General features: G+C 39.8%; 30 protein-coding genes and 1 riboswitch. Of the genes, 11 read left to right on the plus strand and 19 right to left on the minus strand.

Features of this window, described 5'->3' with window-relative positions; all coding sequences use genetic code 11:
* Positions 1-88 precede the first annotated feature (88 nt).
* Entirely contained in the window at positions 89-1,204 is a 1,116-nt protein-coding gene (locus tag EDD69_RS05120; protein WP_132947891.1) for an ABC transporter ATP-binding protein, read from the plus strand.
* Positions 1,205-1,235: 31 nt separating this feature from the next.
* On the opposite strand, the gene EDD69_RS05125 is transcribed toward EDD69_RS05120, so the two are convergent.
* Positions 1,236-1,478: a hypothetical protein gene (locus EDD69_RS05125; protein WP_132947892.1), complete on the minus strand. Its 243-nt coding sequence runs from the start codon at positions 1,476-1,478 to the stop codon at positions 1,236-1,238.
* Positions 1,479-1,713: 235 nt separating this feature from the next.
* On the opposite strand from EDD69_RS05125, the gene EDD69_RS05130 reads away from it, so the two are divergent.
* Positions 1,714-1,920: an alpha/beta-type small acid-soluble spore protein gene (locus tag EDD69_RS05130; protein WP_132947893.1), complete on the plus strand. Its 207-nt coding sequence runs from the start codon at positions 1,714-1,716 to the stop codon at positions 1,918-1,920.
* Between the two features lie 41 nt (positions 1,921-1,961).
* On the opposite strand, the gene EDD69_RS05135 is transcribed toward EDD69_RS05130, so the two are convergent.
* The 11 genes from EDD69_RS05135 to EDD69_RS05185 form a co-directional block, all read right to left on the minus strand.
* On the minus strand, positions 1,962-2,696 hold the full coding sequence (locus tag EDD69_RS05135; protein WP_132947894.1) for an amino acid ABC transporter ATP-binding protein: 735 nt from the start codon (positions 2,694-2,696) through the stop codon (positions 1,962-1,964).
* A 19-nt stretch (positions 2,697-2,715) separates the two neighbouring features.
* Positions 2,716-3,417 carry an amino acid ABC transporter permease gene (locus EDD69_RS05140; protein ID WP_132947976.1) on the minus strand — a complete coding sequence of 234 codons (702 nt, stop codon included), beginning with the start codon at positions 3,415-3,417 and terminating at the stop codon, positions 2,716-2,718.
* A complete protein-coding gene (locus tag EDD69_RS05145) occupies positions 3,404-4,216 on the minus strand; it encodes an amino acid ABC transporter substrate-binding protein (RefSeq protein ID WP_132947895.1) in 813 nt (270 codons plus the stop codon). Before EDD69_RS05145 ends, EDD69_RS05140 begins: the two co-directional genes overlap by 14 nt.
* 131 nt (positions 4,217-4,347) lie before the next feature.
* Positions 4,348-5,613 (minus strand): hemolysin family protein, encoded by a 1,266-nt coding sequence (locus EDD69_RS05150; protein ID WP_132947896.1) that lies wholly within the window; start codon positions 5,611-5,613, stop codon positions 4,348-4,350.
* 539 nt (positions 5,614-6,152) lie between these two features.
* The gene (gene thiD / locus EDD69_RS05155; protein WP_132947897.1) at positions 6,153-6,950 is read right to left on the minus strand and encodes a bifunctional hydroxymethylpyrimidine kinase/phosphomethylpyrimidine kinase; all 798 of its coding nucleotides are present in this window, start codon (positions 6,948-6,950) and stop codon (positions 6,153-6,155) included.
* 89 nt (positions 6,951-7,039) lie between these two features.
* Positions 7,040-7,834 carry an energy-coupling factor transporter transmembrane component T family protein gene (locus EDD69_RS05160; RefSeq protein ID WP_132947898.1) on the minus strand — a complete coding sequence of 265 codons (795 nt, stop codon included), beginning with the start codon at positions 7,832-7,834 and terminating at the stop codon, positions 7,040-7,042.
* Between the two features lie 17 nt (positions 7,835-7,851).
* Positions 7,852-9,306 carry an ABC transporter ATP-binding protein gene (locus EDD69_RS05165; RefSeq protein ID WP_132947899.1) on the minus strand — a complete coding sequence of 485 codons (1,455 nt, stop codon included), beginning with the start codon at positions 9,304-9,306 and terminating at the stop codon, positions 7,852-7,854.
* A gap of 12 nt (positions 9,307-9,318) precedes the next feature.
* Complete coding sequence (locus tag EDD69_RS05170; RefSeq protein ID WP_132947977.1) at positions 9,319-9,903, minus strand: ECF transporter S component; 585 nt, start codon at positions 9,901-9,903, stop codon at positions 9,319-9,321.
* Positions 9,875-10,585 (minus strand): thiaminase II, encoded by a 711-nt coding sequence (gene tenA, locus EDD69_RS05175; protein ID WP_132947900.1) that lies wholly within the window; start codon positions 10,583-10,585, stop codon positions 9,875-9,877. The genes EDD69_RS05170 and tenA overlap by 29 nt, the downstream gene beginning before the upstream one ends.
* A gap of 109 nt (positions 10,586-10,694) precedes the next feature.
* Positions 10,695-10,802: riboswitch (TPP riboswitch) on the minus strand.
* Between the two features lie 88 nt (positions 10,803-10,890).
* Positions 10,891-11,208, minus strand: coding sequence for a YbjQ family protein (locus tag EDD69_RS05180; protein ID WP_132947978.1), 318 nt, complete (start codon positions 11,206-11,208; stop codon positions 10,891-10,893).
* Positions 11,189-11,392, minus strand: coding sequence for a hypothetical protein (locus EDD69_RS05185; protein WP_132947901.1), 204 nt, complete (start codon positions 11,390-11,392; stop codon positions 11,189-11,191). The genes EDD69_RS05180 and EDD69_RS05185 overlap by 20 nt, the downstream gene beginning before the upstream one ends.
* Before the next feature lie 137 nt (positions 11,393-11,529).
* Here EDD69_RS05185 and EDD69_RS05190 point away from each other — a divergent pair, with 137 nt between their 5' ends.
* Together EDD69_RS05190 and EDD69_RS15260 are read left to right on the plus strand one after the other, a co-directional pair.
* Positions 11,530-12,714 (plus strand): class I SAM-dependent rRNA methyltransferase, encoded by a 1,185-nt coding sequence (locus tag EDD69_RS05190; RefSeq protein WP_132947902.1) that lies wholly within the window; start codon positions 11,530-11,532, stop codon positions 12,712-12,714.
* Between the two features lie 150 nt (positions 12,715-12,864).
* A complete protein-coding gene (locus tag EDD69_RS15260) occupies positions 12,865-13,008 on the plus strand; it encodes a hypothetical protein (RefSeq protein ID WP_165871731.1) in 144 nt (47 codons plus the stop codon).
* A gap of 43 nt (positions 13,009-13,051) precedes the next feature.
* Here the strand turns inward: EDD69_RS15260 and EDD69_RS05195 are convergent, their stop codons facing one another.
* From EDD69_RS05195 to EDD69_RS05215, 5 genes are all read right to left on the minus strand, one after another.
* Positions 13,052-13,564, minus strand: coding sequence for a PepSY-associated TM helix domain-containing protein (locus EDD69_RS05195; protein WP_132947903.1), 513 nt, complete (start codon positions 13,562-13,564; stop codon positions 13,052-13,054).
* 129 nt (positions 13,565-13,693) lie between these two features.
* Entirely contained in the window at positions 13,694-15,358 is a 1,665-nt protein-coding gene (locus EDD69_RS05200; protein WP_132947904.1) for a glycoside hydrolase family 13 protein, read from the minus strand.
* Between the two features lie 335 nt (positions 15,359-15,693).
* Positions 15,694-16,056, minus strand: a complete 363-nt coding sequence (locus tag EDD69_RS05205; protein WP_132947905.1) for a VOC family protein — start codon at positions 16,054-16,056, stop codon at positions 15,694-15,696.
* 15 nt (positions 16,057-16,071) lie between these two features.
* Complete coding sequence (locus EDD69_RS05210; RefSeq protein ID WP_132947906.1) at positions 16,072-17,682, minus strand: MDR family MFS transporter; 1,611 nt, start codon at positions 17,680-17,682, stop codon at positions 16,072-16,074.
* A gap of 25 nt (positions 17,683-17,707) precedes the next feature.
* Positions 17,708-18,136 carry a MarR family winged helix-turn-helix transcriptional regulator gene (locus EDD69_RS05215; protein ID WP_132947907.1) on the minus strand — a complete coding sequence of 143 codons (429 nt, stop codon included), beginning with the start codon at positions 18,134-18,136 and terminating at the stop codon, positions 17,708-17,710.
* 149 nt (positions 18,137-18,285) lie between these two features.
* On the opposite strand from EDD69_RS05215, the gene EDD69_RS05220 reads away from it, so the two are divergent.
* The 4 genes from EDD69_RS05220 (at position 18,286) to EDD69_RS05235 (ending at position 21,584) form a co-directional block, all read left to right on the plus strand.
* On the plus strand, positions 18,286-19,701 hold the full coding sequence (locus tag EDD69_RS05220; protein WP_132947908.1) for a SpoVR family protein: 1,416 nt from the start codon (positions 18,286-18,288) through the stop codon (positions 19,699-19,701).
* A gap of 98 nt (positions 19,702-19,799) precedes the next feature.
* On the plus strand, positions 19,800-20,312 hold the full coding sequence (locus EDD69_RS05225) for a DUF1572 family protein (protein WP_132947909.1): 513 nt from the start codon (positions 19,800-19,802) through the stop codon (positions 20,310-20,312).
* A 233-nt stretch (positions 20,313-20,545) separates the two neighbouring features.
* Positions 20,546-20,938, plus strand: coding sequence for a GNAT family N-acetyltransferase (locus EDD69_RS05230; protein ID WP_424565335.1), 393 nt, complete (start codon positions 20,546-20,548; stop codon positions 20,936-20,938).
* Positions 20,939-21,179: 241 nt separating this feature from the next.
* Positions 21,180-21,584 carry a tetratricopeptide repeat protein gene (locus EDD69_RS05235; RefSeq protein WP_132947911.1) on the plus strand — a complete coding sequence of 135 codons (405 nt, stop codon included), beginning with the start codon at positions 21,180-21,182 and terminating at the stop codon, positions 21,582-21,584.
* 311 nt (positions 21,585-21,895) lie between these two features.
* Here the strand turns inward: EDD69_RS05235 and EDD69_RS05240 are convergent, their stop codons facing one another.
* The gene (locus tag EDD69_RS05240) at positions 21,896-22,420 is read right to left on the minus strand and encodes a hypothetical protein (RefSeq protein ID WP_132947912.1); all 525 of its coding nucleotides are present in this window, start codon (positions 22,418-22,420) and stop codon (positions 21,896-21,898) included.
* A 192-nt stretch (positions 22,421-22,612) separates the two neighbouring features.
* Between EDD69_RS05240 and hflK the strand changes: the two genes are divergently transcribed.
* Both hflK and hflC read left to right on the plus strand, forming a co-directional pair.
* Positions 22,613-23,545: an FtsH protease activity modulator HflK gene (hflK, locus tag EDD69_RS05245; RefSeq protein WP_132947979.1), complete on the plus strand. Its 933-nt coding sequence runs from the start codon at positions 22,613-22,615 to the stop codon at positions 23,543-23,545.
* Positions 23,542-24,480 carry a protease modulator HflC gene (hflC, locus tag EDD69_RS05250; RefSeq protein WP_132947913.1) on the plus strand — a complete coding sequence of 313 codons (939 nt, stop codon included), beginning with the start codon at positions 23,542-23,544 and terminating at the stop codon, positions 24,478-24,480. Before hflK ends, hflC begins: the two co-directional genes overlap by 4 nt.
* Before the next feature lie 32 nt (positions 24,481-24,512).
* Here hflC and EDD69_RS05255 read toward each other — a convergent pair whose 3' ends face one another.
* Positions 24,513-24,971: a methylated-DNA--[protein]-cysteine S-methyltransferase gene (locus EDD69_RS05255; protein ID WP_132947914.1), complete on the minus strand. Its 459-nt coding sequence runs from the start codon at positions 24,969-24,971 to the stop codon at positions 24,513-24,515.
* Positions 24,972-25,077: 106 nt separating this feature from the next.
* Here EDD69_RS05255 and EDD69_RS05260 point away from each other — a divergent pair, with 106 nt between their 5' ends.
* Complete coding sequence (locus EDD69_RS05260; protein WP_132947915.1) at positions 25,078-25,332, plus strand: YhdB family protein; 255 nt, start codon at positions 25,078-25,080, stop codon at positions 25,330-25,332.
* Positions 25,333-25,373: the final 41 nt, after the last annotated feature.

The raw sequence follows: 25,373 nt of genomic DNA on the forward strand, positions 1-25,373 counted from the left end.
TTTTGTGCACACTGTCCATTTACGAATGGACTTCTTTTTTTATATGCTTAAAGCGAATGTAAACGATTCCATAAAGGAGGCTGTACATATGGCTGAACTTCGTTTAGAGCATGTGTATAAAATTTACGATAATAATGTTGTTGCGGTTAAAGATTTTAACCTTCATATTAAGGATAAAGAATTTATCGTTTTCGTCGGTCCGTCTGGTTGCGGAAAATCAACAACACTGCGCATGATTGCTGGACTTGAAGAAATTTCAAAAGGTGACCTTTACATTGATGGAAAACGAATGAATGACGTTGCTCCAAAAGATCGTGACATCGCGATGGTTTTCCAAAACTATGCGCTTTATCCACATATGAGCGTTTATGACAACATGGCATTCGGTCTAAAACTGCGCAAATTCCCGAAAGACGAAATTGACCGCCGCGTTCGTGAAGCAGCGCGCATCCTCGGTCTTGAACAATACTTAGACCGCAAACCAAAAGCATTATCAGGTGGTCAACGCCAACGCGTAGCATTGGGACGCGCAATCGTTCGCGATGCAAAAGTATTCCTAATGGACGAACCTCTTTCTAACCTTGATGCGAAATTGCGTGTACAAATGCGTGCAGAAATCGCAAAATTGCATCAACGCCTAGGCACAACAACGATTTACGTTACACACGACCAAACGGAAGCAATGACAATGGCTACTCGTCTAGTCGTTATGAAAGATGGCGTTATTCAACAAGTCGGTACGCCAAAAGAAGTGTATGAAAAACCTGAAAACATTTTCGTCGGCGGCTTCATCGGCTCACCAGCGATGAACTTCTTAAAAGGTGTCCTTCAAGACGGCGTATTTGTGATCGGTGATGTAAAAATTGCCGTTCCAGAAGGAAAAATGAAAACACTTCGTGAACAAGGATATGTCGGCAAAGAAGTCATTTTAGGTATTCGTCCTGAAGATTTCCATGATGAACCTGTCTTCATTGAAGCATCACAAAACACAAAAATTACAGCTCATGTAGAAGTTGCTGAGTTAATGGGTGCGGAAATCATGGTTTATTCACAGATTAACGGGCAAGAATTTGTCGCTCGTGTCGATGCGCGTACAGAAATTAAACCGGGGCAAACTGTTGAACTTGCATTAGATATGAATAAAGCGCATTTCTTTGATGTTAACACTGAATTACGCATCCGTTCGAACAGCGAAAAAGCATAAACAAAAACCCGTTCCACTTCTCGGAACGGGTTTATTCATGGATGAATTTTATTTCGTCTTTCCCGCAATAATAACAATGAAACAAATGTGCACATTGATGACGGCTTTTTGTAGATGGATATCCATCGACTTGTTTCATAAGGTCTATTTCCATGTAAGGGCTGTAATCATCAAAATAATCGGTTACTTTTCCTTCATCTTTCAACAAATGGCCACAATCCTCACATTCAAAAGAAATGGTTCGTAATCCATTACATAATGGGCAAATACTCATGTCATCTTCTCCCTATCATTCATTCGCCATTTTCCATTATCTTGCCCGATTCTCAATAAATTACCACAAACAAAAGAGAATAATAAAAAAATTTTTCACCAAAATAATAGTACAAAGCGCAACAACCATCACACTTCGATGGGTTAAGCCAAGATGGCAGCGTGAATATTCACGCATCGCTGGTGCAAGTCCAGCTAACCCAACCATCAATCTAAAATGAGGAGATGAATTCACTATGGCAACAAACAACACAAATCAATTGTTAGTATACGGTGCGCAACAAGCAATCGACCAAATGAAATACGAAATCGCGCAAGAGTTTGGTGTAACTCTTGGTCCAGATGCAACTTCTCGCGCGAACGGTTCAGTTGGTGGCGAAATTACAAAACGCCTTGTTACAATGGCACAACAACAACTTAGCGGACATTTCCCAACTAAATAACATGGCTAAAAACAAAGCCCCAAGCGATTCGCTTGGGGTTTTTATTGAATCAGTTGCAAGAATTGTTTGGTTCGTTCATGCATTGGGTTTGTAAAGATTTGATTAGGATGGCCACGCTCGATTATTCTTCCTTGGTCAATAAAGATCACTTCGTCTGCCACTTCTCGTGCAAAACGCATTTCGTGTGTAACGACAACCATTGTCATTCCTTCATTCGCGAGATCCTTCATCACCTTTAATACTTCTCCAACCAATTCAGGATCCAGTGCAGAGGTTGGTTCATCAAAAAGCATGACTTTTGGTTCCATTGCAAGCGCTCGAGCAATGCCGACCCGCTGCTGCTGTCCTCCTGATAATTGAAAAGGATATAAATGCATTTGTTCGCCCAAACCAACTTTTACTAATAATTCTTCTGCTTTACGTCTCGCTTCTTCTTTTGGCACTTGTTTGACTGTGACAGGTCCTTCCATGACGTTTTCCAATGCTGTCATGTGCGGAAATAAGTTATAGCTTTGAAACACCATGCCGGTCAAACGACGAAAACGAATGAGATCTTTTTTTGATACTTGATTGGCAAAGTTTAATTCATGGTTATCAATCGTGATAACCCCTTTTGTCGGTATTTCAAGAGCATTTAAACAGCGAAGCAAAGTCGTTTTCCCTGAACCAGACGGCCCAATAATAACAACAACTTTTCCTTTCTCAACCTCTAAATCAATTCCTTTTAGTACATCGACATGCCCAAATTGTTTATGCAATCCCTTAACTACAAGCATGTTTTTTTCTCCTTTGTTTTTATCGCACAATGTAACGGCTTAAACGCTTCTCAATGGCTCCTTGGACAATCGAAAGCAAAAAGCAAATCACCCAGTAAATCAAAGCCGCTTCCGTGTACAATAGTAAAAACTCATAGTTGGTTGCCGCAATTTCTTGTGCCTTTCGAAACATCTCTGACACAAGAATAAGAGAAGCGAGAGATGTATCCTTCACTAAACTAATAAACGTATTCGACAAAGGCGGAACGGATACTCGGGCCGCTTGCGGTAAAATAATTCGCTTCAACGCTTGAGCATAATCCATCCCTAACGAATAGGCCGCCTCCCACTGTCCTTTCGGAATCGATAAAATCGCAGCGCGAATAATTTCTGACGCATATGCGCCAACATTTAACGAAAAACCGATGATCGCAGCAGGAAGCGGATCAATCGTAATTCCGACCGTTGGCAATCCGTAGAAAATAATAAATAATTGTACAAGAAGCGGCGTCCCCCGAATAGCAGAAACATAGATGCGAGCAATCATTTCCAAAAGCTTTATATTCGAAATCCGTGCCAATGCCGTACAAAGCGCCAATAGCAAGCCGATCGTAAACGTAATGATCGTAAGCGGAATAGTATACAGCAAAGCTCCCTTCAACAAAGGGAGAAGGGAACTTTCAGCAATGTTGATTAATCGCTCTAAACGTTGTGGATCGATCGAAATATTATTTAGATACATCTTCACCAAACCACTTCTTAGAAATTTTTAAGTATGTTCCATCTTCCATCATTTCTTTTAATGCTTTGTTAACTTCTTTAATTAGAGAATCGCTGCCTTTGCGGAACATGAAACCGCTTTGTGACGCATCTTTATGCGTTGCAACGATTTTGATCGGAGCGTCTGGTTTTTGTTTTAATAAATCAAGCACTGGCAATTTATCATTAATCGTTACATCTACCCGTTTTGAATTTAATAACTCAATCGCTTGATTAAACCCTTCAACACCAACGATTTCCGCACCATACGAACGTGCTAAATCAGCAAAATTGCTTGTCATTGATTGAGCAGCTTTTAATCCTTTGATGTCCTCAAATTTAGAAACTTGATTATTGTCCTTACGCGTCACTAATACGGCAGAAGATGTTGTATATGGTACTGAGAAGTCATATTTTTTTTGACGATCTGGACGAATTCCTACTTGGTTTGCAATCATGTCAAATCGTTTTGCGTCTAAACCAGCAAACAACGCATCCCATTGTGTCTCGACAAAGACAGGTTTTACACCAAGACGTTTGGCTACTTCTTTGGCAATTTCAACATCGAAGCCAGTCAATTCACCATTTTTGTCATGGAACGTAAACGGAGGATACGTTCCTTCGGTGCCGATACGTAACTCTCCCTCTTCTTTAATTTTGGTTAATAAATCGGTTGTTTCTGCTTTGTCTTTTGTCTGTTGTTGACTTTGGTCACCGCAGCCAGAAAGAAGGGCCCCAAAAATCAACAACAGCATTCCCAACAAAGTAAACGTTTTTTTCATATGCTAAACCCCCATTATTCTTATCGGTTTTAATGCATACTTCATAGTAAAGGAAAGGTGAAAAGATGTCAACAAAAAAGAAGAGCCGTATTCCAGCTCTCCTTCACTATTTATAAACTTTCAGCTACCTATTATACACTTTCGGCTACCGGTTCATGAATGCGGACGAGCACTTTACGAATTCGGCGATTTTCTACTTGCCGAACCGTTACAGTGAATGACTCGTAATCAAACGATTCTCCAACGGTGGGAATTCGTTCAAACATTTCAAACACCCAACCGCCTAGCGTATGCGATGAACTTTCTAATTCATCAATATTCATAATTTCACAAAATTCATCAAGAGGCAATTCCGCATTAAACTCATACTCATACTCATTAATTTTTTGGAATGTTTTCACCGCTTCATCGTGTTCATCCCATATTTCTCCAACAATTTGTTCCAAAATATCTTCTAATGTAATTAATCCAGATGTTCCGCCAAACTCATCAATGACAATCGCCATGTGCACTTTGCTCTTTTGTAATTCCGGTAAAAGCGTCGAAATTCGCATCGACTCAACAACAAATAACGGGGTCCGTAAAAGCTCGCGAACATTTACTTCTTTTCCTTGAACAAGCTGGCTAAAAAAGTCACTCTCTGATAAAATACCAATGACATGGTCAATATCCCCTTCATATACAGGAATGCGCGAATAACGTTCCCTTAAAAAAATATCGCGAATTTCCTCGATCGGCTGATTAACTTCTACAGCGACCATATCAATGCGCGGCGTGAAAATTTCACCAACTAAAATATCATTAAAATCTAGCGAACGATGGACAAGTTCTTTCTCTTTATTATCAATGACCCCTTCTTCTTCGCTTAGATCCACCATGACTTTAATTTCTTCTTCCGTTACCAAAGGAATTTCTGATTTATGCCCAAACAATTTAGACACCATCTTTTTTAATAACATAAGAAGGGCATTGATCGGTTTGAACAATTGAATTAATGTATATAAAACGCCCGAAAACATAAGCGAAAATGTTTCAGCATTTTCCTTCGCAAATGATTTTGGTAAAACTTCGCCAAAAATTAAAATCAAAATCGTCATTCCCACCGTGCTGATAACCAATCCTGTATTTCCGCCAAAAAGATCGGTAGCGACCTTTGCTGAAATCGATGCTGCCGCAATATTTACGATGTTGTTTCCGACTAAAATCGTCGATAACGCTTGATCAAAGTTTTCTGTAATATAAAGGGCTTTTTTGCTTCCGCGTCTCTTTTCATCAACATAATTCCTTAAACGAATCTTATTGACGCTCGAAAAAGCAGTCTCCGCCGAAGAAAAAAAGGCCGATAAAACAATTAAAAAGAAAAGCAAAATAATCAAACTCAGAGGCAACTCTCCCAACGAATATTCACTCTCCTGCGCAAATATTTGTTATTATTATCCAAACTTTCTATAACTATCATAGCAGATTTAAGCAAAAAAGAAAACGACTGCAGTCAGCATGCAGTCGCATCTTAAGAATCGATGATAGCCGTTCCGATAAAAAATGACAAGATTAGGAAAAATGTGATGTTTAACGTAATTGAAAGCTCTTCCATTTTTTCTCCCCCTTCGCCGATGAAGCGCACAATTTTTCCTTGTTTTCATTTTAACAACCTTTTTTATAGTAAAACGAAACAAATCGCACAATTTTTTGTCGGAGAAGTGAACATTTTATGAACAAATATATGTGATAAACCTAATTTTCCGACATGAACAAGCTTTTCTGCCAATCCTCCCGAACGAAAACGCCATCAGAAATGCCATGCGTTTTACGTTCGGGATCGGCACGCTAGAAGCATGCCTAGGCGGCAAGATTTTTCTTGCCGCTAGGCAGAAAAGCGGTCTCCTATTCATGATGAGATATGTCGGAAACTCAACTTGAATCTATCCTATATAGATCAACGTTGGCGGCGACGGAATGCCCAATGATTCGTTGGACCGTGGCCTTGACCAATTCCTAATTCATCTTCAATGGCCGCTTGGATAAACTGTTTTGCCGTGTCAACTGCTTCATAAATGGTTTTTCCTTTTGCCAATTGCGCTGTTATAGCTGCTGCAAACGTACAACCTGTCCCATGTGTATGTTTCGTTTCGATTCGCGGACTCACCCACTCATAGAAACGAACTCCGTCATATAGCAAGTCCACAAGCTGCTCGCCGTCTCCATGTCCGCCTTTCATGACGACGTAGTTGACTCCTAACTGATGCAATGCTTTTGCCGCTTCTTTTCGATCATCGATTGTGCGAATTTCCATCCCTGTCAATACTTCTGCTTCTGGAATGTTTGGCGTGATCACATCGGCGAGCGGCAACAATTCGCTTTTTAATGACGCAATTGCTTCTTTTTGCAATAATGGCGCACCGCCTTTGGCAATCATGACAGGATCCACAACGATGTTTTGTAATTGATGCTCTTTTATTTTGCTGGCTACTAGATGAATGATGCTGCTGCTAAATAACATTCCTGTTTTGACTGCATGTGGACGCAAATCAACAACAACCGAATCAATTTGCTGAGCCACTGCTTCAAGCGGAAGCGGATAGACCCCTTGCACCCCTAGCGTATTTTGCGCCGTCACAGCCGTAATCGCTGACATACCAAACACTTCTAGCTCTTGAAATGTTTTTAAATCTGCTTGAATTCCTGCTCCCCCACCGCTATCTGAACCAGCGATTGTCAACGCTTTATAGACCATCAATCTTCACCCCAACTCCTTCTTCTGTTTCGTTTTCGTACGACGTTCGATTGCTCCTACAAGATGAAAAAATGACATAAAATTCGCATTTAACGCACATCCTTAATCAAAAGATACGGATGAGCAATGGCCAAATAATAAGCGATTAAAGTTACAATCAACACATATAAAAAGAAAAGAACGTCATACTTACTTAATTTCATCTCGTAATAAAACGTCCGCTTCCTTTCATTCGTAAATCGCTTTGCTTCCATCGCCACCGCAATTCGCTGCGCACGGCGAATGCTTTGCGACAGAAGCGGAATGGCGTATCGTTTCATAAGCTCTAACTTTCCGCGAATGCCACGCTCATCGGCAACTCCTCGCACTTTCAATGCTTGATGAACGGTTTGAAATTCCTCAATCATAATCGGAACAAGACGCACCGCCGCTAAAAAGCTATACGCATATTTCGGCTTTAACTTTAGCTGCTGCATCAAAGAATAAAACAAATAAACCGGTCTGGTTGTCAGCGCAAAAGTCAGACCAAGGAGTGCAAAAATAAGAGCGCGAAATCCGAGATGCACACCGCGATAAAAACTTTCCTCTGTAATATGAATCACTCCCCAACGAAACCAAGTCGTTTCTCCATTACCGAATAAAATCATGGAAGAAGCGGTCGAAATAAAAATAAAAAGAAAAGGGAGGAAAAAGAGCATGACGTACTTTAACGGATATCCTGTATAGGCGATAAACAAGATGAAAAATCCAATCGTCAAGTTGATGAGCACGTTCGGATTATGAATAAATACGACTGCAACAAATAGAACAAGCAACAGAAGCAATTTTACACTCGGATTTGTATGATGAAGCCATGTTTCCCGATGAACAATGTTGATTCTCATCTCTTTTCCGTCCTCCCTCACTTGCTGAAAACGACGTCCGCCTTTTCTTCGGATACGAGCTGCTCATCTGCAATTAAACGTCCATTTTCAATTTTCCATCTTCTTGTCGCAAAATGTTTCACAATTTGTTCATCGTGCGTAACCATCACGATCGTTGTTCCTCGCTGGCGATACATCTCTAACCACTCTAATAAGGCGAACGTATTTTTCGCATCTTGTCCAAACGTCGGTTCGTCGAGCAAAAGAAGTTTGTGCTTATTAATGATGGAGGCAGCGACGCTTAAACGGCGCTTTTGCCCCATCGATAATTGGTATGGGTGCTCATCTTTTTGTTCCGTTAAGTGAAACAGTTGCAATAGTTCGTTCACTTTTTCATTCACTTCATGTTCTGAACGCTTTTCAAGGCGAAGGGAATACGCCATTTCATCATAAACCGAATGGGTCACAAATTGAAATTCTGGATTTTGAAAAACAAACGCAACTTCTTTCAACAGTTGCTTTTCGCTTTGAAGCGGTTGTCCGCACCATTCAAACGTTCCATCTGTCGGGATTAATTTCATCATCGCTTGGAGAAGCGTGCTTTTCCCTGCACCGTTTTCACCCGTCACTGCGATCCATTCACCAGAATGAATCGTGATATGTTCGACATAAATTTTTTCTTGTTTTTGGCGATAGCCGCGCAAGTGTTCAATGCGCAATAACGGAACAGGAGAATGAAATGGTTGCTGCGCAGTTATTGGTTTTTTGTACTCTTCCCATATGTTTGGATACCAAATGCCTTGTTCCGCAATCATTTGCTTATATACGGTGAAAACCTCATGCGCGTTTCCATCTGCCACAATTTCGCCATCTTCGTTAAACAGCACAATGCGATCGACAAAATCTAAAACATACTCAATTTTATGCTCTACGATAATAACCGTTCGATCAGCAGCAAGTGTTTTAATCGTTTGCCAAATGGCTTTTGTTCCTTCTTCATCAAGCAAAGCGGTCGGTTCGTCTAAAAACAAAACGTCAGGTTCAAGCGCTAAAACAGAGGCAATAGCTAACCTTTGCTTCATTCCGCCTGACAATGTTTGTATGTTTGTATGCGGCGTTTCAAGCGATAAATGAACAAGGTTTAAAAGATCGTGAATGCGTTCGTTCATTTCATGACGCGGAACGCATAAATTTTCTAGAACAAACGCAATTTCTTCATCAACATACGGCATACAAAATTGTGAATCCGGATCTTGAAAAACGTAACCGAACCGTTCTGGAATTTTGATTTTTTTCGCTTTCATCGGCACTTCAATGGAATGAGGAATCAACCCTGCTAGCACTTGTAGCAAGGTTGATTTTCCGCATCCAGACGGTCCGAGCAACAACACTTTTTCTCCTTTCGCAAAGGAAATGGACAAATCTTTAAAAAGCAGTCTCTCTTTTCCCGGAAATTTCAGACGCAAATTTTCAACGTATGCGACCCGTTCCAATGAATTCACCTTCTAGCGCTCTAGCGAATCGTAATCTTCTTTTGATGCAGGGCGCACCATTTGTGTCACGCCTGTCGCTTCCAATGCTTTCACTAATGAATAAGCAAACACACCTGCAATCAAAATCGCTCCAATAAAGCGTGCTCCAATGAATAACGTTAAGTTCCATACGGCTAATTGTTCAATATATCCTTTGTAAAAATCAAGCACTAATGAGCCGATCGTTGAAGCTGCTGCTGCGAGTGAAACAACAAAAACATCAAAACGTTTATAGCGAAAAGCAGCAAAAACAAGCTCGGCTAACAATCCTTGAATAAGTCCATAAAACAATACTTCCAATCCCCATTCGGAACCAGCAATAAATTCACCTGAAGCAGCAGCCGTTTCAGCAAGCAGCGCCACCCATGGCTTACGAATAATTAAAAATGCTACCGTTGCCGCAATAAACCACATCCCATAAATCAGTTGATCGAGATGAAGTCCAAACGGTTTTACAAAGTAATAAAACGGTCCCCACACTTTGTACACAATTCCAAATACAATCGCAATGACAACGGTCGTTAACACATCAGCTAGTTTTAATCCTTTCGTTTGCATCACATTCTGTCTCCTTTCTTTGAATCGGCCATGTTTCTAAACGATAGGCCATGTCCCAAAATAAATACTCATATTGGCTGCTAATCCAAAAGTGTTGTTTCATCCGTTCGCGTTCCACTTCTGTGACGGTTTCAGCGATTTCATCGAGTCGAGCGATTTGCTCTTCAACTAATTCACGAAACCAATCCGAACCGTATGCTGCAATCCATTTTTGATAAATCGGCTCTTTTGGGCGACACTCTTTTAGTTTTTCACCAATTTCGTAATACAACCAATAACAAGGCAAAATCGCAGCTAAAATATCGCCAAAATGACCAGCAAAGGCGGCGCGGTACATATGCGAAACATACGCATAGGCGGTTGGTGCAGGAACGAATGAAGCTTTTTCTTCATCCGTAATGCCTAGTTGTTTCATAAAATTTTCATGCAAACTGAGTTCGGCTTCATACGTACTTTGTGCATGATGCGCCATGCGCGCCGTCATTTTTAAATCATTTGCCATCGCCGCCCCAAGCGCCTGCACTTTCGCAAAATGAGTTAAATAATACGAATCTTGTAAAACGTAATAGCGAAAACAACGTAAATCAAGCGTCCCTTCTCCAAGTTCCTTTACAAATGGATGATGGAAACTCGCTTTCCAAATCGGATCGACTTCCTTTCGCAATTGCGCTGAAAACGACATACTCTCTCCCCCACTTTTGAATATTTGAATAAATAAAAAAACCACTTTCTTTACAAAGGCGTAAAGAAAGTGGTTACAAACGATGTGAAAAATGAAAATACGCGTCTATTTCGCACCGTCTCCACTTCCCTACGCTGGTATAACCCAGATCAGGTTCTAAGGGTCTCAAAGGCACACTTTGATCTCAGCCTATCTAAAGGCCCCCCTAGTGGATTTCACGATTTATTCTTATTCACTTTTATTGGCTTGAGTCTATCATAACCATGCTTTAAAATCATTGTCAAGAAATTTTATACAATTTCTTTTTACTCTTCTACAACAACTGCCGTGCCATAAGCTAAAATTTCGGATGTATTTGCCATAATCGCTGCGGTTGTCAGCTTTGTTCCAATAATCGCGTTAGCTCCTTTTTGCTTGGCTTCTTCTACCATGCGCCCAATCGCAATTTGCCTCGCTTCATCCATCATTTGCGTATACTCTTTAATTTCACCGCCAACAATGGTTTTAAAGCTTGCCATAAGATCTTTACCGATATGTTTGGATTGAACGGTATTTCCTTTAACAAACCCTTTATATTCTTTAATTTCTTTTCCTGGCACATAATCAGTAGTCACGATAATCATGTTCATCCATCTCCTTCTTTTCTTGTTGACGTTCTTTTATTAAGATTACGATTAGCCAAACGAAGGCAACCCCATCACATGCAAAAAAGATCGCCGCAAGCACGCGGTTAAAAAACAATAAAGCAATCCCCATCAACTGCCCAATGATCGCAATCATAAGCAATATGTATTTTAACTTCGTCAATGATTCATCACATCCTTGCTTATATTATGAGCACTACACAAAATATATGTCCCCTTCATTACATCGTTAACCATTGCTTCTTTCTCTTCGATTATGTATGCTACAATAGTGAGACTATACATATTGGAGTTGAGAACGTGGCAAAAGTATTTCTAAAGAGAAAACGGAAAAAGCGGCTCGAACAAGGTCACCCATGGATTTTTCAAAGCGAAGTGGATTATATTGAAGGAGATTTTGAACCAGGAGACTTCGTTGACGTATATAACCATCAAAAGTTCTTTTTAGCCAAAGGCTACATCAATCCAAAATCGCAAATGATTGTACGCGTATTGACGCAAAATCCAAACGATGAATTAAATGAAGCGTTTTTTATCGAACGGATTCGCAGAGCATGGGCGTATCGCGAACGAATGATTCCTGGCGTTCGCTCCTGCCGAGCGATTTATGGAGAAGCGGACTTTTTACCGGGCCTCATTGTTGATAAATACGAAGATGTGCTCGTTGTTCAAATTCTTTCGCTTGGAATGGAGAAACGAAAAGATTGGATTTTAAAAGGATTGCTTGAGGTATTTAATCCGAAAGCCATTTACTTGCGTAATGACGTATATGTTCGTGAATTGGAAGGATTGAAGCAGGAAAAAGGATTTTGGTACGGAGAATGCGACACCGAAGTGCAAATTGAAGAAAATGGCGTCAAATATATTGTCGACATTGAAAATGGACAAAAGACGGGCTTTTTCTTTGATCAACGCCAAAACCGTGCAGCAATTAAACCGTTAATTACAAAAGATTCAACGGTGCTCGATTGCTTTACGCATACAGGTTCATTTATGTTAAACGCATGTTTATATGGCGCCAAACATGTAACAGCTGTTGACATTTCCGAACATGCCATCGAAACGGCGAAACGAAATGCGGCTTTAAATGGATTTACCAACGTCGACTTTGTTGTTGCCAATGCGTTTGACTACTTACGCGAATGCGTAAAACAAGGAAAAAAATGGGATGTCGTCATCATTGACCCACCTGCTTTCGCAAAATCCGCCCATGCTGTTCCAAAAGCGCTGGCTGGATACAAAGACATTAATTTAAACGGATTAAAACTTGTGAAAGACGGCGGCTTTTTCGTAACCGCAAGCTGCTCTTATCATGTTCATGCAGATCTTTTCAAAGAGATGATTGCTGAAGCTGCTTTTGATGCGAAGAAAATTTTACGCCAAATTCATTGGAGCGGTGCAGGATATGACCATCCGAAACTAATGGCAGCAGATGAAGGAGATTACTTGAAGTTTGCCATTTATGAAGTATATTCACGTCGATGAAAGGGAAGGCTGTAAACGAACAGCCTTCTTTTTTTATGCAACGATTTCCACACAAAAAGTTCATATTTATTTGCACCATTCACGATGATTTTGCCGTATACTATAATTGAAAACGTTTTCTTTATTTTGTTTAGAAAGGGGGAGAAATTCATGGCGTTGAAAACGATTTGTCCAAAATGTCTCGGTAAAAAGAAAATAAAAATTTGCCTATCCATCCATAAAAAATGTTCGCTCTGTGACGGAACAGGGAAATTGCAAAAATATCCGGCGAAAACGGCAAAGAAAATTAGCTAAAAAGCACCCGAATGACCGAAACGTCAAACTGGTGCTTTTTATTTTATGCCGTCAATCTTCTCTGTTTTGCTTTTGCTTGCGCTCGTAAAATTTTAGCCGATAAATAAATTCCTGTTCCTGTCAAAATGATGATGCTAATAGCAACTGCATCAATCATGATGCGATTCCAAATCCCAAGACTTCCAACATGAACCGACCGCACAAAAGAAGAAAATGCATTCGCTTCTTTGCTTACTACTGTTCCATCTGGTGCAATGGTCACCAACGTTCCTTTGTCGTCGTTTAATCTGACCATGTACATTCCATGATTCATCACAACGCCGACTTCATCCATTGAAAACGCCCCCGATTTACTCGCTTTTTTCACCGCATCGATCATGCTTAGTTTGCCATGGTGATGGTGAGCGTGATCTCCTTCTCCATGCGCTCCGTGAGAATGGCCCTTCATTCCCATCAACCAACGCTCCGTTAATAAAAGCCCTGTTGTTGCTTCAAGTAAAAGAAATACAGAACAAATCAATCCGATCCATAAATGAAGATTGCGCGTTTTTTTCATTTTATCCCTCCGACATCAGCAAATTTCACTCTCACTCAATATAAAAAGACAAAATGAGAAAAGAATGAGGAAAATGTGAAAAATAGACGAAAAGCCCTTTTCAGCGAAACCGCCGAAAAGGGCTTTATGCTACTTCATCAAATAAACGCGCGCTTCGTATGGTCTTAACTTGAAACGTGTCGCATTTTTGTGCGGTTTGACATCATAGTTTTGCAGCACCAGTTGGTCTGAAGACAATTTCAGCGCATCATAGCGATATAATGCTGGTTTGTCGGTTAAATTGACGATAATCACCGCTTTTTCGTTGCCAAGCGTACGCGTGTAAGCGTAAATCGCTTTGTCCTTTTCTAAAATTAAATCGTATGTTCCGTAAACAAACACCTCATTCTCTTTACGCAGACGAATCATTTTTTTATAAAAATTCAAAACAGAGTTTGGATCTTTCAACTGTTTTTCGACGTTAATTTCTTTATAGTTTTCATTCACACCCATCCACGGTTTTCCTGTCGTGAATCCCGCATTTGGCGCATCGGACCATTGCATCGGCGTTCTAGAATTGTCACGCCCTTTTTTCCAAATAACTTCCATAATTTCTTCATGCGGACGACCTTTTGCCCGCTCAATGCGATAATAATTTTTCATCGCAACATCATCATATTCATCAATCGTCTCAAACCGAACGTTTGTCATCCCAATTTCTTGTCCTTGGTAAATAAACGGTGTTCCTTGCATTAAAAAGTACATCGCTCCGAGGGCTTTAGCGCTTTCAACCAGATATTCACGGTCATTTCCCCATGTCGAAACCGAGCGCGGCTGATCATGGTTTTCAAGGAATAGAGCGTTCCAACCGATATTTTCCAATCCTTTTTGCCATTTCGTTAATACTCGTTTTAATTTGCGAACATCCACCCCGCCATCCGTTCCCTTTTCCCAAAGGCCGAGATGTTCAAATTGGAAAATCATATTGAAAATACCGTTCTCTTCGCCAACCCATTCTTCCGCCTGTTCCACTTTTACTCCGTTTGCCTCACCGACTGTCATAATGTCATATCGTGCAAACGTTTGCGCTTTGAGCTCACGAAGATACTCCATAATTCCTTCTTGGTTCATATGCCCATCAAATGACGGAACGTAATCAAGTCCCTTTGGATTTGGCAAATCAGGAAGCCCTTCTTTTTTCTTAATATGTGAAATTGCATCGACACGGAATCCATCAATTCCTTTATCCAGCCACCAATTAATCATGTCATAAAGCGCTTGGCGAACTTCTGCGTTTTCCCAGTTTAAATCAGGCTGCTTTGTCGCAAACACATGCAAGTAGTATTGGCCTGTTTTTTCGTCATACTCCCAAGCCGAACCACCGAAAATGCTTTCCCAGTTATTCGGTTCTTTCCCATTTTTCCCATCGCGCCAAATGTACCAATCGCGTTTTGGATTATCTCGGGAAGAGCGCGATTCAATAAACCATGGATGCTCATCGCTCGTATGATTAATGACGAGGTCTAAAATGACCTTCATTCCACGTTTATGAATTTCCTCAAGCAATTGATCAAAATCTTTCATCGTTCCGAATTCTTCCATAATGTCATGATAGTCGCTAATATCATATCCATTATCTGCATTTGGCGACTTATAAATTGGACAAATCCATATGACATCGATTCCAAGGTCTTTTAAATAATCAAGCTTTTGAATAATTCCTTGCAGATCACCAATTCCGTCTCCGTTTGAATCCATAAAACTTCTCGGATATATTTGATACGCAACCGCTTCTTTCCACCAAGCTTTTTTCACGTAAAATCCTCCTCTAACCCATACGATTTTAAAACGCTTTCAAAACCACATTCATATACATGTTAATATACGGAACGTTTTGTTTAAAGAGGAATTGCATATTTTTCACAAAAAATTTCGTTTATCTTGCGCAAACGGTTGATTATTCATCCTTCCTTCTCTTTTTCTCATTTAGATTGAACAGTATAACGTTTATAAATATATATGACGAGATATGTTGGAAATTCAACTTAAAAAGCGCAAAGTGCCAAAAGAATCACGCCCGCGATCCGCGAATGAGACGAAACAATAAAAAGCAATCTCAACTCTCGTGAGATTGCTTTTAGAATCATCCATTATCCTTTCAACACAAACTCGTTGCCATCTAAATCTTTAAAAATGGCGAACGTGCCCCATGGCATTTTTTGTGGTTCTCCTGAAAATTCCACTCCATTTGCTTTCATTTTTTCATACGTACCAAAGATGTCATCTGTTTCAAATACAATGGAAGCTTTCTTTTCGTTCCAATCTTTCATCATGCTTTTCGGATAAAGAACGAGAGCAGATTGAGCTCCTTTTGGTGCCACCTCGATCCAAAAAGCATTTGGTCCCATCGGATGCTCAGCAACCACATCGAATCCGACTTTTTCTGTCCAAAACTCTTTTGCTTTTTGTTGATCTTCTACATACACTGCAACCGTAGCGATCCGCTTGATCATGTCAATCCCTCCAAATCATTCAATCGAACTTGGTTTACGCCCACTTCTTGAAATCGCAATGTTGCCAATAAAGAATGCAAGAAGGAAACCAATCGCTACGAATATTAGACCATAAAGGAAGACATTGCTCAAGGCTTCCACTAATGTTTGTTTTAAGACAGGTACAAACATTTGCTGCATGGCTTGCGGAATCTTTTTCAATGTATCTGGATTCAAGATCATCGAATAGACCCCTTGCGGATTTGATTCAATCATTTGTTTAAATGCCCCCATCATTTCATGCGCTTGCGGCGGCATTTTTTCTAATAATGGAACAAATTTTTCATTCAATAAGTCTTTGGAATGATGGTTCATGACCGCTCCTAAAATCGTCGCACCGAACGTACCGCCGATTTGACGGAAAAATTGGCTCGAAGAAGTGACGACTCCGAGCTGTGATTTCGGAAATGCTTCTTGTAAGGCAAGCGTAATCACTGGGGTAACAAATCCAAGGCCAAATCCTAAAACAGCCATAAATCCCATCGCTGTGAGTTTTTTCGTATCTACATCCATCGTCGACAACAAGAAAAAGCCGAGGCCGACTAAAATCATGCCACCAATAATTTGACGGCGTACGCCAATTTTTTGAACGAGTCTTCCGCCAATCATACTTGCGATAATGAGCGCAAACATCATCGGAAACATCATCGTTCCTGATTCAGAAGGACTCATTCCGATAATTCCTTGCATAAACAACGGAACGAACATGATCGCCCCAAACATTCCAACTGACATAAAGAAGCCGACGCTGTTTAACACGACAAACGTTTTATTTTTCAACAAATGAATCGGTAAAATTGGCTCTTCTGCTTTCCGTTCAATCATGACAAACAAAGCAAAAAATAAAACGGAACTAGCAAACAACGATAAAATTTGCCACGACATCCAAGCATACTTGTCGCCGCCAAACGTCAATGCAAGCAACAGCGATACAACGCCTGCAACCATCGTAAACATTCCGCCAAGATCGAGTTTGACTGGACCAGCCACACGATGATTTTGAAGTCCGATCGCAATTAAAACAACCGCAAGCATTCCTACAGGAAGGTTAATGTAAAAAACCCATCTCCAATTTAATGAATCGACAATCCATCCCCCTATTTGCGGGCCAAGAATGGATGCTAAACCGAATACTCCGCCAAACACCCCTTGCCATTTTGCACGCTGTTCACCGGTGAAAATATCCCCAATCACGATCATCGCCATCGGCATCATCACACCGCCGCCGATTCCTTGGATCGCTCGGAACACAATCAATTGATTCATCGAATCGGCCATACCGCAAAGGGCTGAACCGACAATAAAAATAATCAATCCTGATACGTAAACGGACTTTCTTCCTAATAAGTCCGCTAACTTCCCGGCAATCGGCACAACAGCTGTGGAACTGAGCATATAAGCCGTTGTTAACCACGCCATCATTCCTAATCCTCCAAGTTCTCCCACAATGCGTGGCAGCGCTGTCCCGACAATCGTTCCGTCCAGCGCTCCAAATAACATCGCCACAAGCAATCCTGTAATTAAAATTCCCCGTCTTGATTGCTCTTGATTTACACTCAATGCTGCACTGACTTGTTGATCGTTCATTCTTTCTCTTCCACCTTTCATTCCTTTAATTCATTTGAACAATTTTTTCCAAAATATAGACGAACTGTTTGAGCTCCTCAAACTCTAAATGGCTTAAATAACGTTCAATGATTTTTCTACGTTCGGATCGCGCTTTTTCTAGCGCCTTCATCCCTTCGTCCGATAATTGAACATACACTACTCTTCGATCCTCTTCATCGCGTTCGCGCAACACCAGACCACTTTTGTACAAACGATCGATCATCGTTGTAATCGCACTTGGCTTGACAAACATTTCATCAGCCAACTCGCTTACCGTACATTTCCCTCTTTTAGAAAGAAGATTCAAAACGAAAAACTGCGGTTTCGTCAACCCTATTTCCTGCTTGGCTAAATCGGCTGCTAACTTCCTGGCCACCAGCGAAAAAGCATTCTCAAGACGATCGACATATACAGAAAACTCTTTTTCGTTCATCATTCCCTCACCTTTTTAGTTATCACCATAAATATTTAACAGTGTTAAATATATAACAAATTAAATATTTAATCAACAAATGATTCCTTACGTATCAAAATTTCTCTCCTTTCATACATTGTGATAAGGAGAAAAAAGGGGGGAGATTGATGCGACAAGATCATTTAAACGCACTTGAACGTGCCATTGAAGAAATTACGGAAATCGCCAAAGGATTCGGTTTAGATTTTTACCCGATGCGATACGAAATTTGCCCGGCTGACATTATTTACACGTTTGGTGCATACGGAATGCCGACACGTTTTTCGCATTGGAGTTTCGGTAAACAATTTCATAAAATGAAACTTCATTATGATCTCGGATTAAGCAAAATTTATGAATTAGTCATTAACTCTGATCCGTGTTACGCTTTTTTGCTCGACACAAACACATTGATTCAAAATAAACTCATTGTTGCGCATGTATTGGCCCATAGCGATTTTTTCAAAAACAATTTTCGTTTCAGCAACACGAAACGCGATATGGTCGAAAGCATGGCCGCAACAGCCGAACGCATTAAACATTACGAACATCAATACGGCAAGCAAGAAGTGGAAAAATTTCTAGATGCGGTATTAGCGATTCAAGAACACATCGATCCTTCCCTGCTTCGTCCAAAACTTTCGTGGACACTTGAAGATACGGAAGTTTACGAAGAGGAAGAAACGATCAATCCGACACCATACGATGATTTATGGTCATTAGAAAACAGAAAAAAATCTACTCCGCCGAAAAAAAAGAAAAAGAAATTCCCGCCTCAACCAGAAAAAGATTTGCTGTTGTTTATCGAAGAATACAGCCGCGAGCTTGAAGAATGGCAACGCGATATTTTAACGATGATGCGCGAAGAAATGCTCTATTTTTGGCCGCAGTTGGAGACGAAAATCATGAACGAAGGCTGGGCATCTTACTGGCATCAGCGCATCTTGCGCGAGATGGACTTAACTTCTGATGAAGCGATTGAATTTGCGAAGTTAAACGCAGGAGTCGTCCAGCCATCACGCACAAGCATTAATCCATATTATTTAGGCTTAAAAATTTTTGAAGACATCGAAGAACGTTGGAACAATCCAACGGAAGAAATGAAAGAGCGCGGCGTGAAACCAGGGTCAGGTCGTGAAAAGATTTTTGAAGTGCGCGAACTGGAATCGGATATTTCCTTCTTGCGCAACTATTTAACAAAAGAACTCGTGATGCGCGAAGATATGTACTTGTTCCAAAAACAAGGCAAAGACTACAAAATCGTCGATAAAAATTGGGAAAACGTGCGCGACCAACTCGTGAGCATGCGCGTCAACGGAGGATTCCCGTACATCACCGTCAATGATGGCGATTATTTCCGAAACGGCGAACTATACTTAAAACATTGGTACGAAAGCGTTGAACTAGATATTAAATACCTAGAAAAAGTGCTTCCATACATTTATCAGTTATGGGGACGCGCCGTGCATATCGAAACGATGATCGAAAATAAGCCAATGCTGTTCACCTACGATGGACGGACAGTGCAAAGGAAGTATTTATAATGTTATTCCTCCTTCTTTAAAAAAGCAGATTAGTTGAACAAGGGAATCTCATTCTTAACGAGAAATATTAAACAAAATCTTTAAAGGGGGAAACGACTATGTCCAATAATCAGTCTGTAGCCTCGGAATATTTAAGGGTTGTTAAGGCACGGTTTGAAGATATGAAAAAGACAGCAGAAAAGACATTTGAACAACTTGATGATCAACACTTATTTTGGTTTCCTAATGATCATTCCAACAGTATAGCGGTCATTGTGAAGCATATGAGTGGAAATATGGTTTCACGATGGACAGATTTTTTACATTCAGATGGTGAAAAGCCATATAGAGATCGGGATGGCGAATTTGAAAATACCATTTCAAGCCGTGAAGAGTTATACGAAGTTTGGAATAAAGGATGGGATGTATTCTTAAAAGCTTTAGAATCGTTGAAAGAAGAACATCTCCTTCAGATCATTTATATTCGAAGCGAACCTCATACGGTGATCGAGGCTATTGAAAGACAAATGTACCATTATTCTTATCATATTGGGCAAATCGTCTATATCGCGAAACAGCTTAAATCTAGTAACTGGAAAAGCTTAACGATCCCGAAAAAAATCAATCATTGATTTTGTTTTACAAACAAGAGTACAGTCCATAAAAAAGCATCAGTTTGATCCTGGTGCTTTTTTAATGTTATTCGGTTTGTTATTTTAGTGACAAATTTAGTTTAAGAATAAATATCAGAAAAATAATAATTGTTATATAATTAACAAAAAAGATCAAGGAGATGGAAAAATTGAGGGATAACGTAGTAATCAGACCAACAATTAAGCAAGATATTTCTGAATTATATGAACTAATGATGCTGTATATCGTTGGTTTTTATAACCAACCCGCTCCTAAAGAGAATGACTTGAAAGGGTTGATCAATCACTTACTTGAAAATCCTTCAACTGGTATTCAATTTGTTGCTGAACATCAAGGAAAATTATTAGGTTTCGCTACTTTATATTTTACTTTTAGCACTTTAAAAGTGAAAAGACAGGCAATTTTAAATGACTTATTTGTCATTCCAAATGCAAGAGGAAAGAAAATTGGGGAAAAACTATTTCAAGCTTGTTTAGAATACATACGAGAAAACGAGTTTGCATCTATGACATGGGAAACTGCAAAAGATAATAAAGTAGCCCAATCTTTATACAACAAAATGGGTGGAAAATTATCAGAATGGTTATTTTATGAAATCAGCTAATATGAACATTTTTCAATCCCATGGAAGAATAAAATTTCTTTCATAATCTTTGGTGCTGCAGAGCAACGCATGAGTGGCTAACAGAAAGTAATATTGCAATATTCAAAGAAGAAAATGGGAATATGAATCAAGTGGGAGATTATATTTAGAGAGGAGCGAACACAAGCTTGAATATATATCCGACTTAATACAATCGGCTAAAAAATGCCGTCTAGAGGGCGATTTACAAAGTGCATATGATTTGCTCATTCCATTAGAAAAAACCGAAGCCGACAACCCCTTTGTTCAGTTAGAAATTGGTTTAACTTTAGATTCTATGGGTAAAGAACAAGATGCGATACCTTACTACGAGAGGGCACTGTCTCTTGGATTACCTGCTGAACAACGCTGCATAACATTATTATGTCTAGGTTCAAGTCTTAGAAACGTAAGGCAGTTAGAACATTCAAAACAAATTCTTAAGAGTGCAATAGACGAATTTCCAAATCATATTGGAATACGTTGTTTCTATGCCTTAACTCAATATAGTGCGGGGGAGTATGGAGAGTCTGTGCACACACTCATAAATGCAATACTGCTTCTTTCCCCTGAAAGTGTAAAACCTTTTGCACGAGTTCTTCAGTATTACGCAGAGGAATTAAAATGAATCAGCATTAGGAACTCAGTGTCCTAATGCTGATTTATAAAAAGAAATGTTGTCGTATATTCTTGTTTCGGATAGTTAACTTGTTCCGGATATAGCAGTTCTAATTTTGTTCATTTTCATTAGGTTCGGTGTTATTAACATTGAGTCCGAAGCTTATCTGATTATATCTGAATTTCTCTATAGATTTTTTTATTTATTATCATGAACCTCTCCCACCTACACTTCGTTTAGAGGTGAGAGACTTCTCGGTGAACATGTTAAACATGGTACAAAGCCTTGCTGCTGTTCTTTATGAAGCAAAATGAATTTTTTTATCTTTTGGCAAACATTTTTTGTATAGAACAAATGAAAACAATACTTGAAACAAAGATGATATACGTATAAGCATTAATATAAAAAGTATTTGTATATTGGTTGATCCAGCTAAAACGGTATATTTTGGAATTTACGTTAGATGGAGACCCTCCGAGTTGTTTAATTAAGTCTATAACATATGCAGCTTCCAAAACAGCGCTTATGATTAAAGTGCAGAATGAACCAATGCTTATAAACAGCCAACCTCTCTTTGCAATGTTCATATGATTAAGGACTTTCCATAATTCCATTCCAAAAAATAAAAATGAAAATACAGCGAACATAACCATCAAAAGCCCCGGGTTTCCGTTTCCTGAAATCACGTGAGCCTCTATCGTAAAAACTTCCGTTAAATATAGCATCCATAAACAAACTAAAAAGGATATGACCAACCGCTTAGAGAATAGCCCCAATCTCATTCTCCCCTTATCCATTTTTCCAAATTGACATTGAATCAACATATATTCATCATGTGTCGCCATAATCATTATCCATCTTATACCAAAATTATTGAACAACGTCTATTAAACCAATTATATCGAGAAACAAATTAAATATGGTTGTTAAAATTCGAAACTTTTTTTATCTTTCTGCGTATTAAATAGCAACACGGACCTATCGTTTTAAAAGGAAGGAGAAATCGGTGGATGTTTAAAAATGCTCGCAATATTTATATGTTTGTCGCAGCTGGTCTTGTCGGGATTGTTGTAGTCATTGCTGGCTTGACGACATGGTATACCGTCGATGAATCAGAACAGGCCGTCATTTTAACATTCGGAAAGATCGACGAGGAAGTCAGCACTCCTGGGCTACATTTCAAATTGCCGTGGCCGATACAATCCGTAAAGAAATTGTCAAAAGAAACATTTAGCTTGCAGTTTGGATATAAAGAGGAAGGCGGGAAAGTGGTAGAAGAATATCAAAAAGACACAAAGATGATTACGGGGGACGAAAATATCGTTCTTGCGGATATGGTGGTGCAATGGAAAATTACAGAACCATCGAAATTTTTATACCGTTCCTATGAACCAGAGAAAATCTTGTATAACGCGACATCCGCTTCGTTAAGAAGCGTGATTGGCAGTTCGAAAATTGATGATGCATTGACATCCGGAAAAGCACAAATTGAAGCAGAAGTAAGAGAGCTGTTAACAACGTTAATGAAAAAGTACGATATTGGCATCTCGATATTGGCTGTTAAATTGCAAGATGTGGATCTGCCAAATGATGAAGTGCGAAAAGCCTTTACGAATGTGACCGATGCAAGAGAGACCATGAACACCAAAATTAACGAAGCGAATAAATATCGAAATAAACGCACGAAAGAGGCAGAAGGAGAAAAAGATGCACTTATTTCACAAGCAGAGGGAGACAAAGTCGCTCGGATCGAGAAAGCACGTGGAGATGTCGCCAAATTCAATGCATTATACGAAGAGTATAAAAATTCCAAAGAAATCACGAAACATCGTTTAATGCTTGAAACGTTAGAAGAAGTGTTACCATACACGCAAATTTATATTATGAACGACGATGGAAACACAATGAAATATTTACCAATCAATCCGATGCCGAAAACATCCTCACAGAAAGGAAGTGACGGTCAATGACAACGTCCAACGATTCAACAAACATCGTTTCTCTTGATGAGAAGAAACCAAAACAGCCGAAGCTATTTCGATTCGTTATTTGGATCGTATTGGCGATCATTTTACTCGTCATTCTTCTCAGCAACGTTTACATCGTTAAGGAAAACGAATATAAAGTCGTTCGCCAATTTGGAGAAATTGTGCGCATCGATCAACAGCCCGGCTTATATTTTAAAATTCCGTTTATCCAATCCGTTACAACATTGCCAAAAGCGCAAATGTTTTACGATGTAGCCGAAGCGGAAATTAATACGAAAGACAAAAAACGAATACTCGTGAACCACTACGCGGTATGGGAAATTAAAAATCCGAAAGAAATGATTCAAAACGCTCGTACATTAGAAAATGCCGAGTCAAAGATGGATGAGTTTATTTTCTCCATTGTTCGGACCGAGCTCGGAAGATTGAACTATGATGAAATTATTAACGACGAAAAATCATCAAGAGGCAGCTTAAACGATCAAATCACAGAAAAAGTGAACGAACTTTTAGAACAAGATCGCTACGGCATTAACGTCGTCGATGTCCGAATTAAACGAATCGATCTCCCAGCTGAAAATGAGAAGTCCGTATATAAGCGCATGATTTCGGAGCGCGAATCAAAAGCGCAAGAATACTTATCGATGGGAGATGCGCAGAAGCAACGCATTATCGCCCAAACCGATCGAGAAGTAAAAGAGATGCTAGCGAAGGCACAAGCGGATGCCGAGCGGATTCGCGCATTCGGAGAACGGGAAGCGGCCCGCATCTATAATGAAACGTTCGCAAAAGATCCGGATTTTTATCAATTTTATCGGACGTTGGAATCGTATAAAAAGACGATTGGCGAAGACACCGTCGTCATTCTTCCGGCCAACTCTCCATACGCGAAATGGTTGCTTGGCAACATGAAATAAGTAAGAAAAGAGCTGACTTTGACTGATCGAAGTCAGCTTTTCTCATGCCTTAACAACCATTCTTTCCGTTGCGTTCCCCAAGCGTATCCGCCTAGTTTGCCGCCTGCACGAACGACCCGATGACAAGGAACAATAATGCTAATCGGATTTTGTCCAACAGCGTTTCCGACCGCCCTTACCGCTTTTGGATGATTGATGCTTTTTGCAATCTCCCCATAAGAAATCACTTCGCCATAAGGAATTTCTAAAAGTTTTTTCCATACACGTTTTTGAAATTCTGTTCCGTTTAAATGAAGAGGGACCGAAAATGTTGCTCGTTTCTTTTGAAAATACTCGTCCAATTCCATTACGCATTGCTTGATGCACGAAGGAATATTTTCGCTCGATGGTTGCGGTTTTTCTACAAAGTAAATGCCTCCAATTCCTTCGTCTGTGCCTTGAATTTCGATCCATCCAATCGGTGACTCATAATAAGCGACGAAATTACTCATAGTTTCTCCTCCATTTGCATTGCCAATTCACACAACATTTACAGTGAAAAAAACAGCGTATTCATCGCAAACTAATGATATCTCCTCACGATAAGGAGGCCCAACCTTGAACACCATTGATTATGACAAAGCGCTATACTACACGTACCGCTCAGAATGGGATAATTTACTTATTCTAATGGTGCGGACAAAAGATGATTTACTTTCCAAAAAAATCGAACACTTTCTTCATGCATATAATTTCGAGAAGGACTATTCGATCGTCCAGAAACGTCTAAATGCTCTGTTGCGCTATATCGAACATGCGCTTGAAATAGGCGAAGAAGAAACAACGATCGAACCCCATGTTTATTACCGTTAACAAGTGAAAAGGGAGGGAATGGCCCCTGCCTTTTCACCTTC

Source organism: Thermolongibacillus altinsuensis, from assembly GCF_004341205.1.
GTDB classification, from domain to species: Bacteria; Bacillota; Bacilli; order Bacillales; family Anoxybacillaceae; genus Thermolongibacillus; species Thermolongibacillus altinsuensis.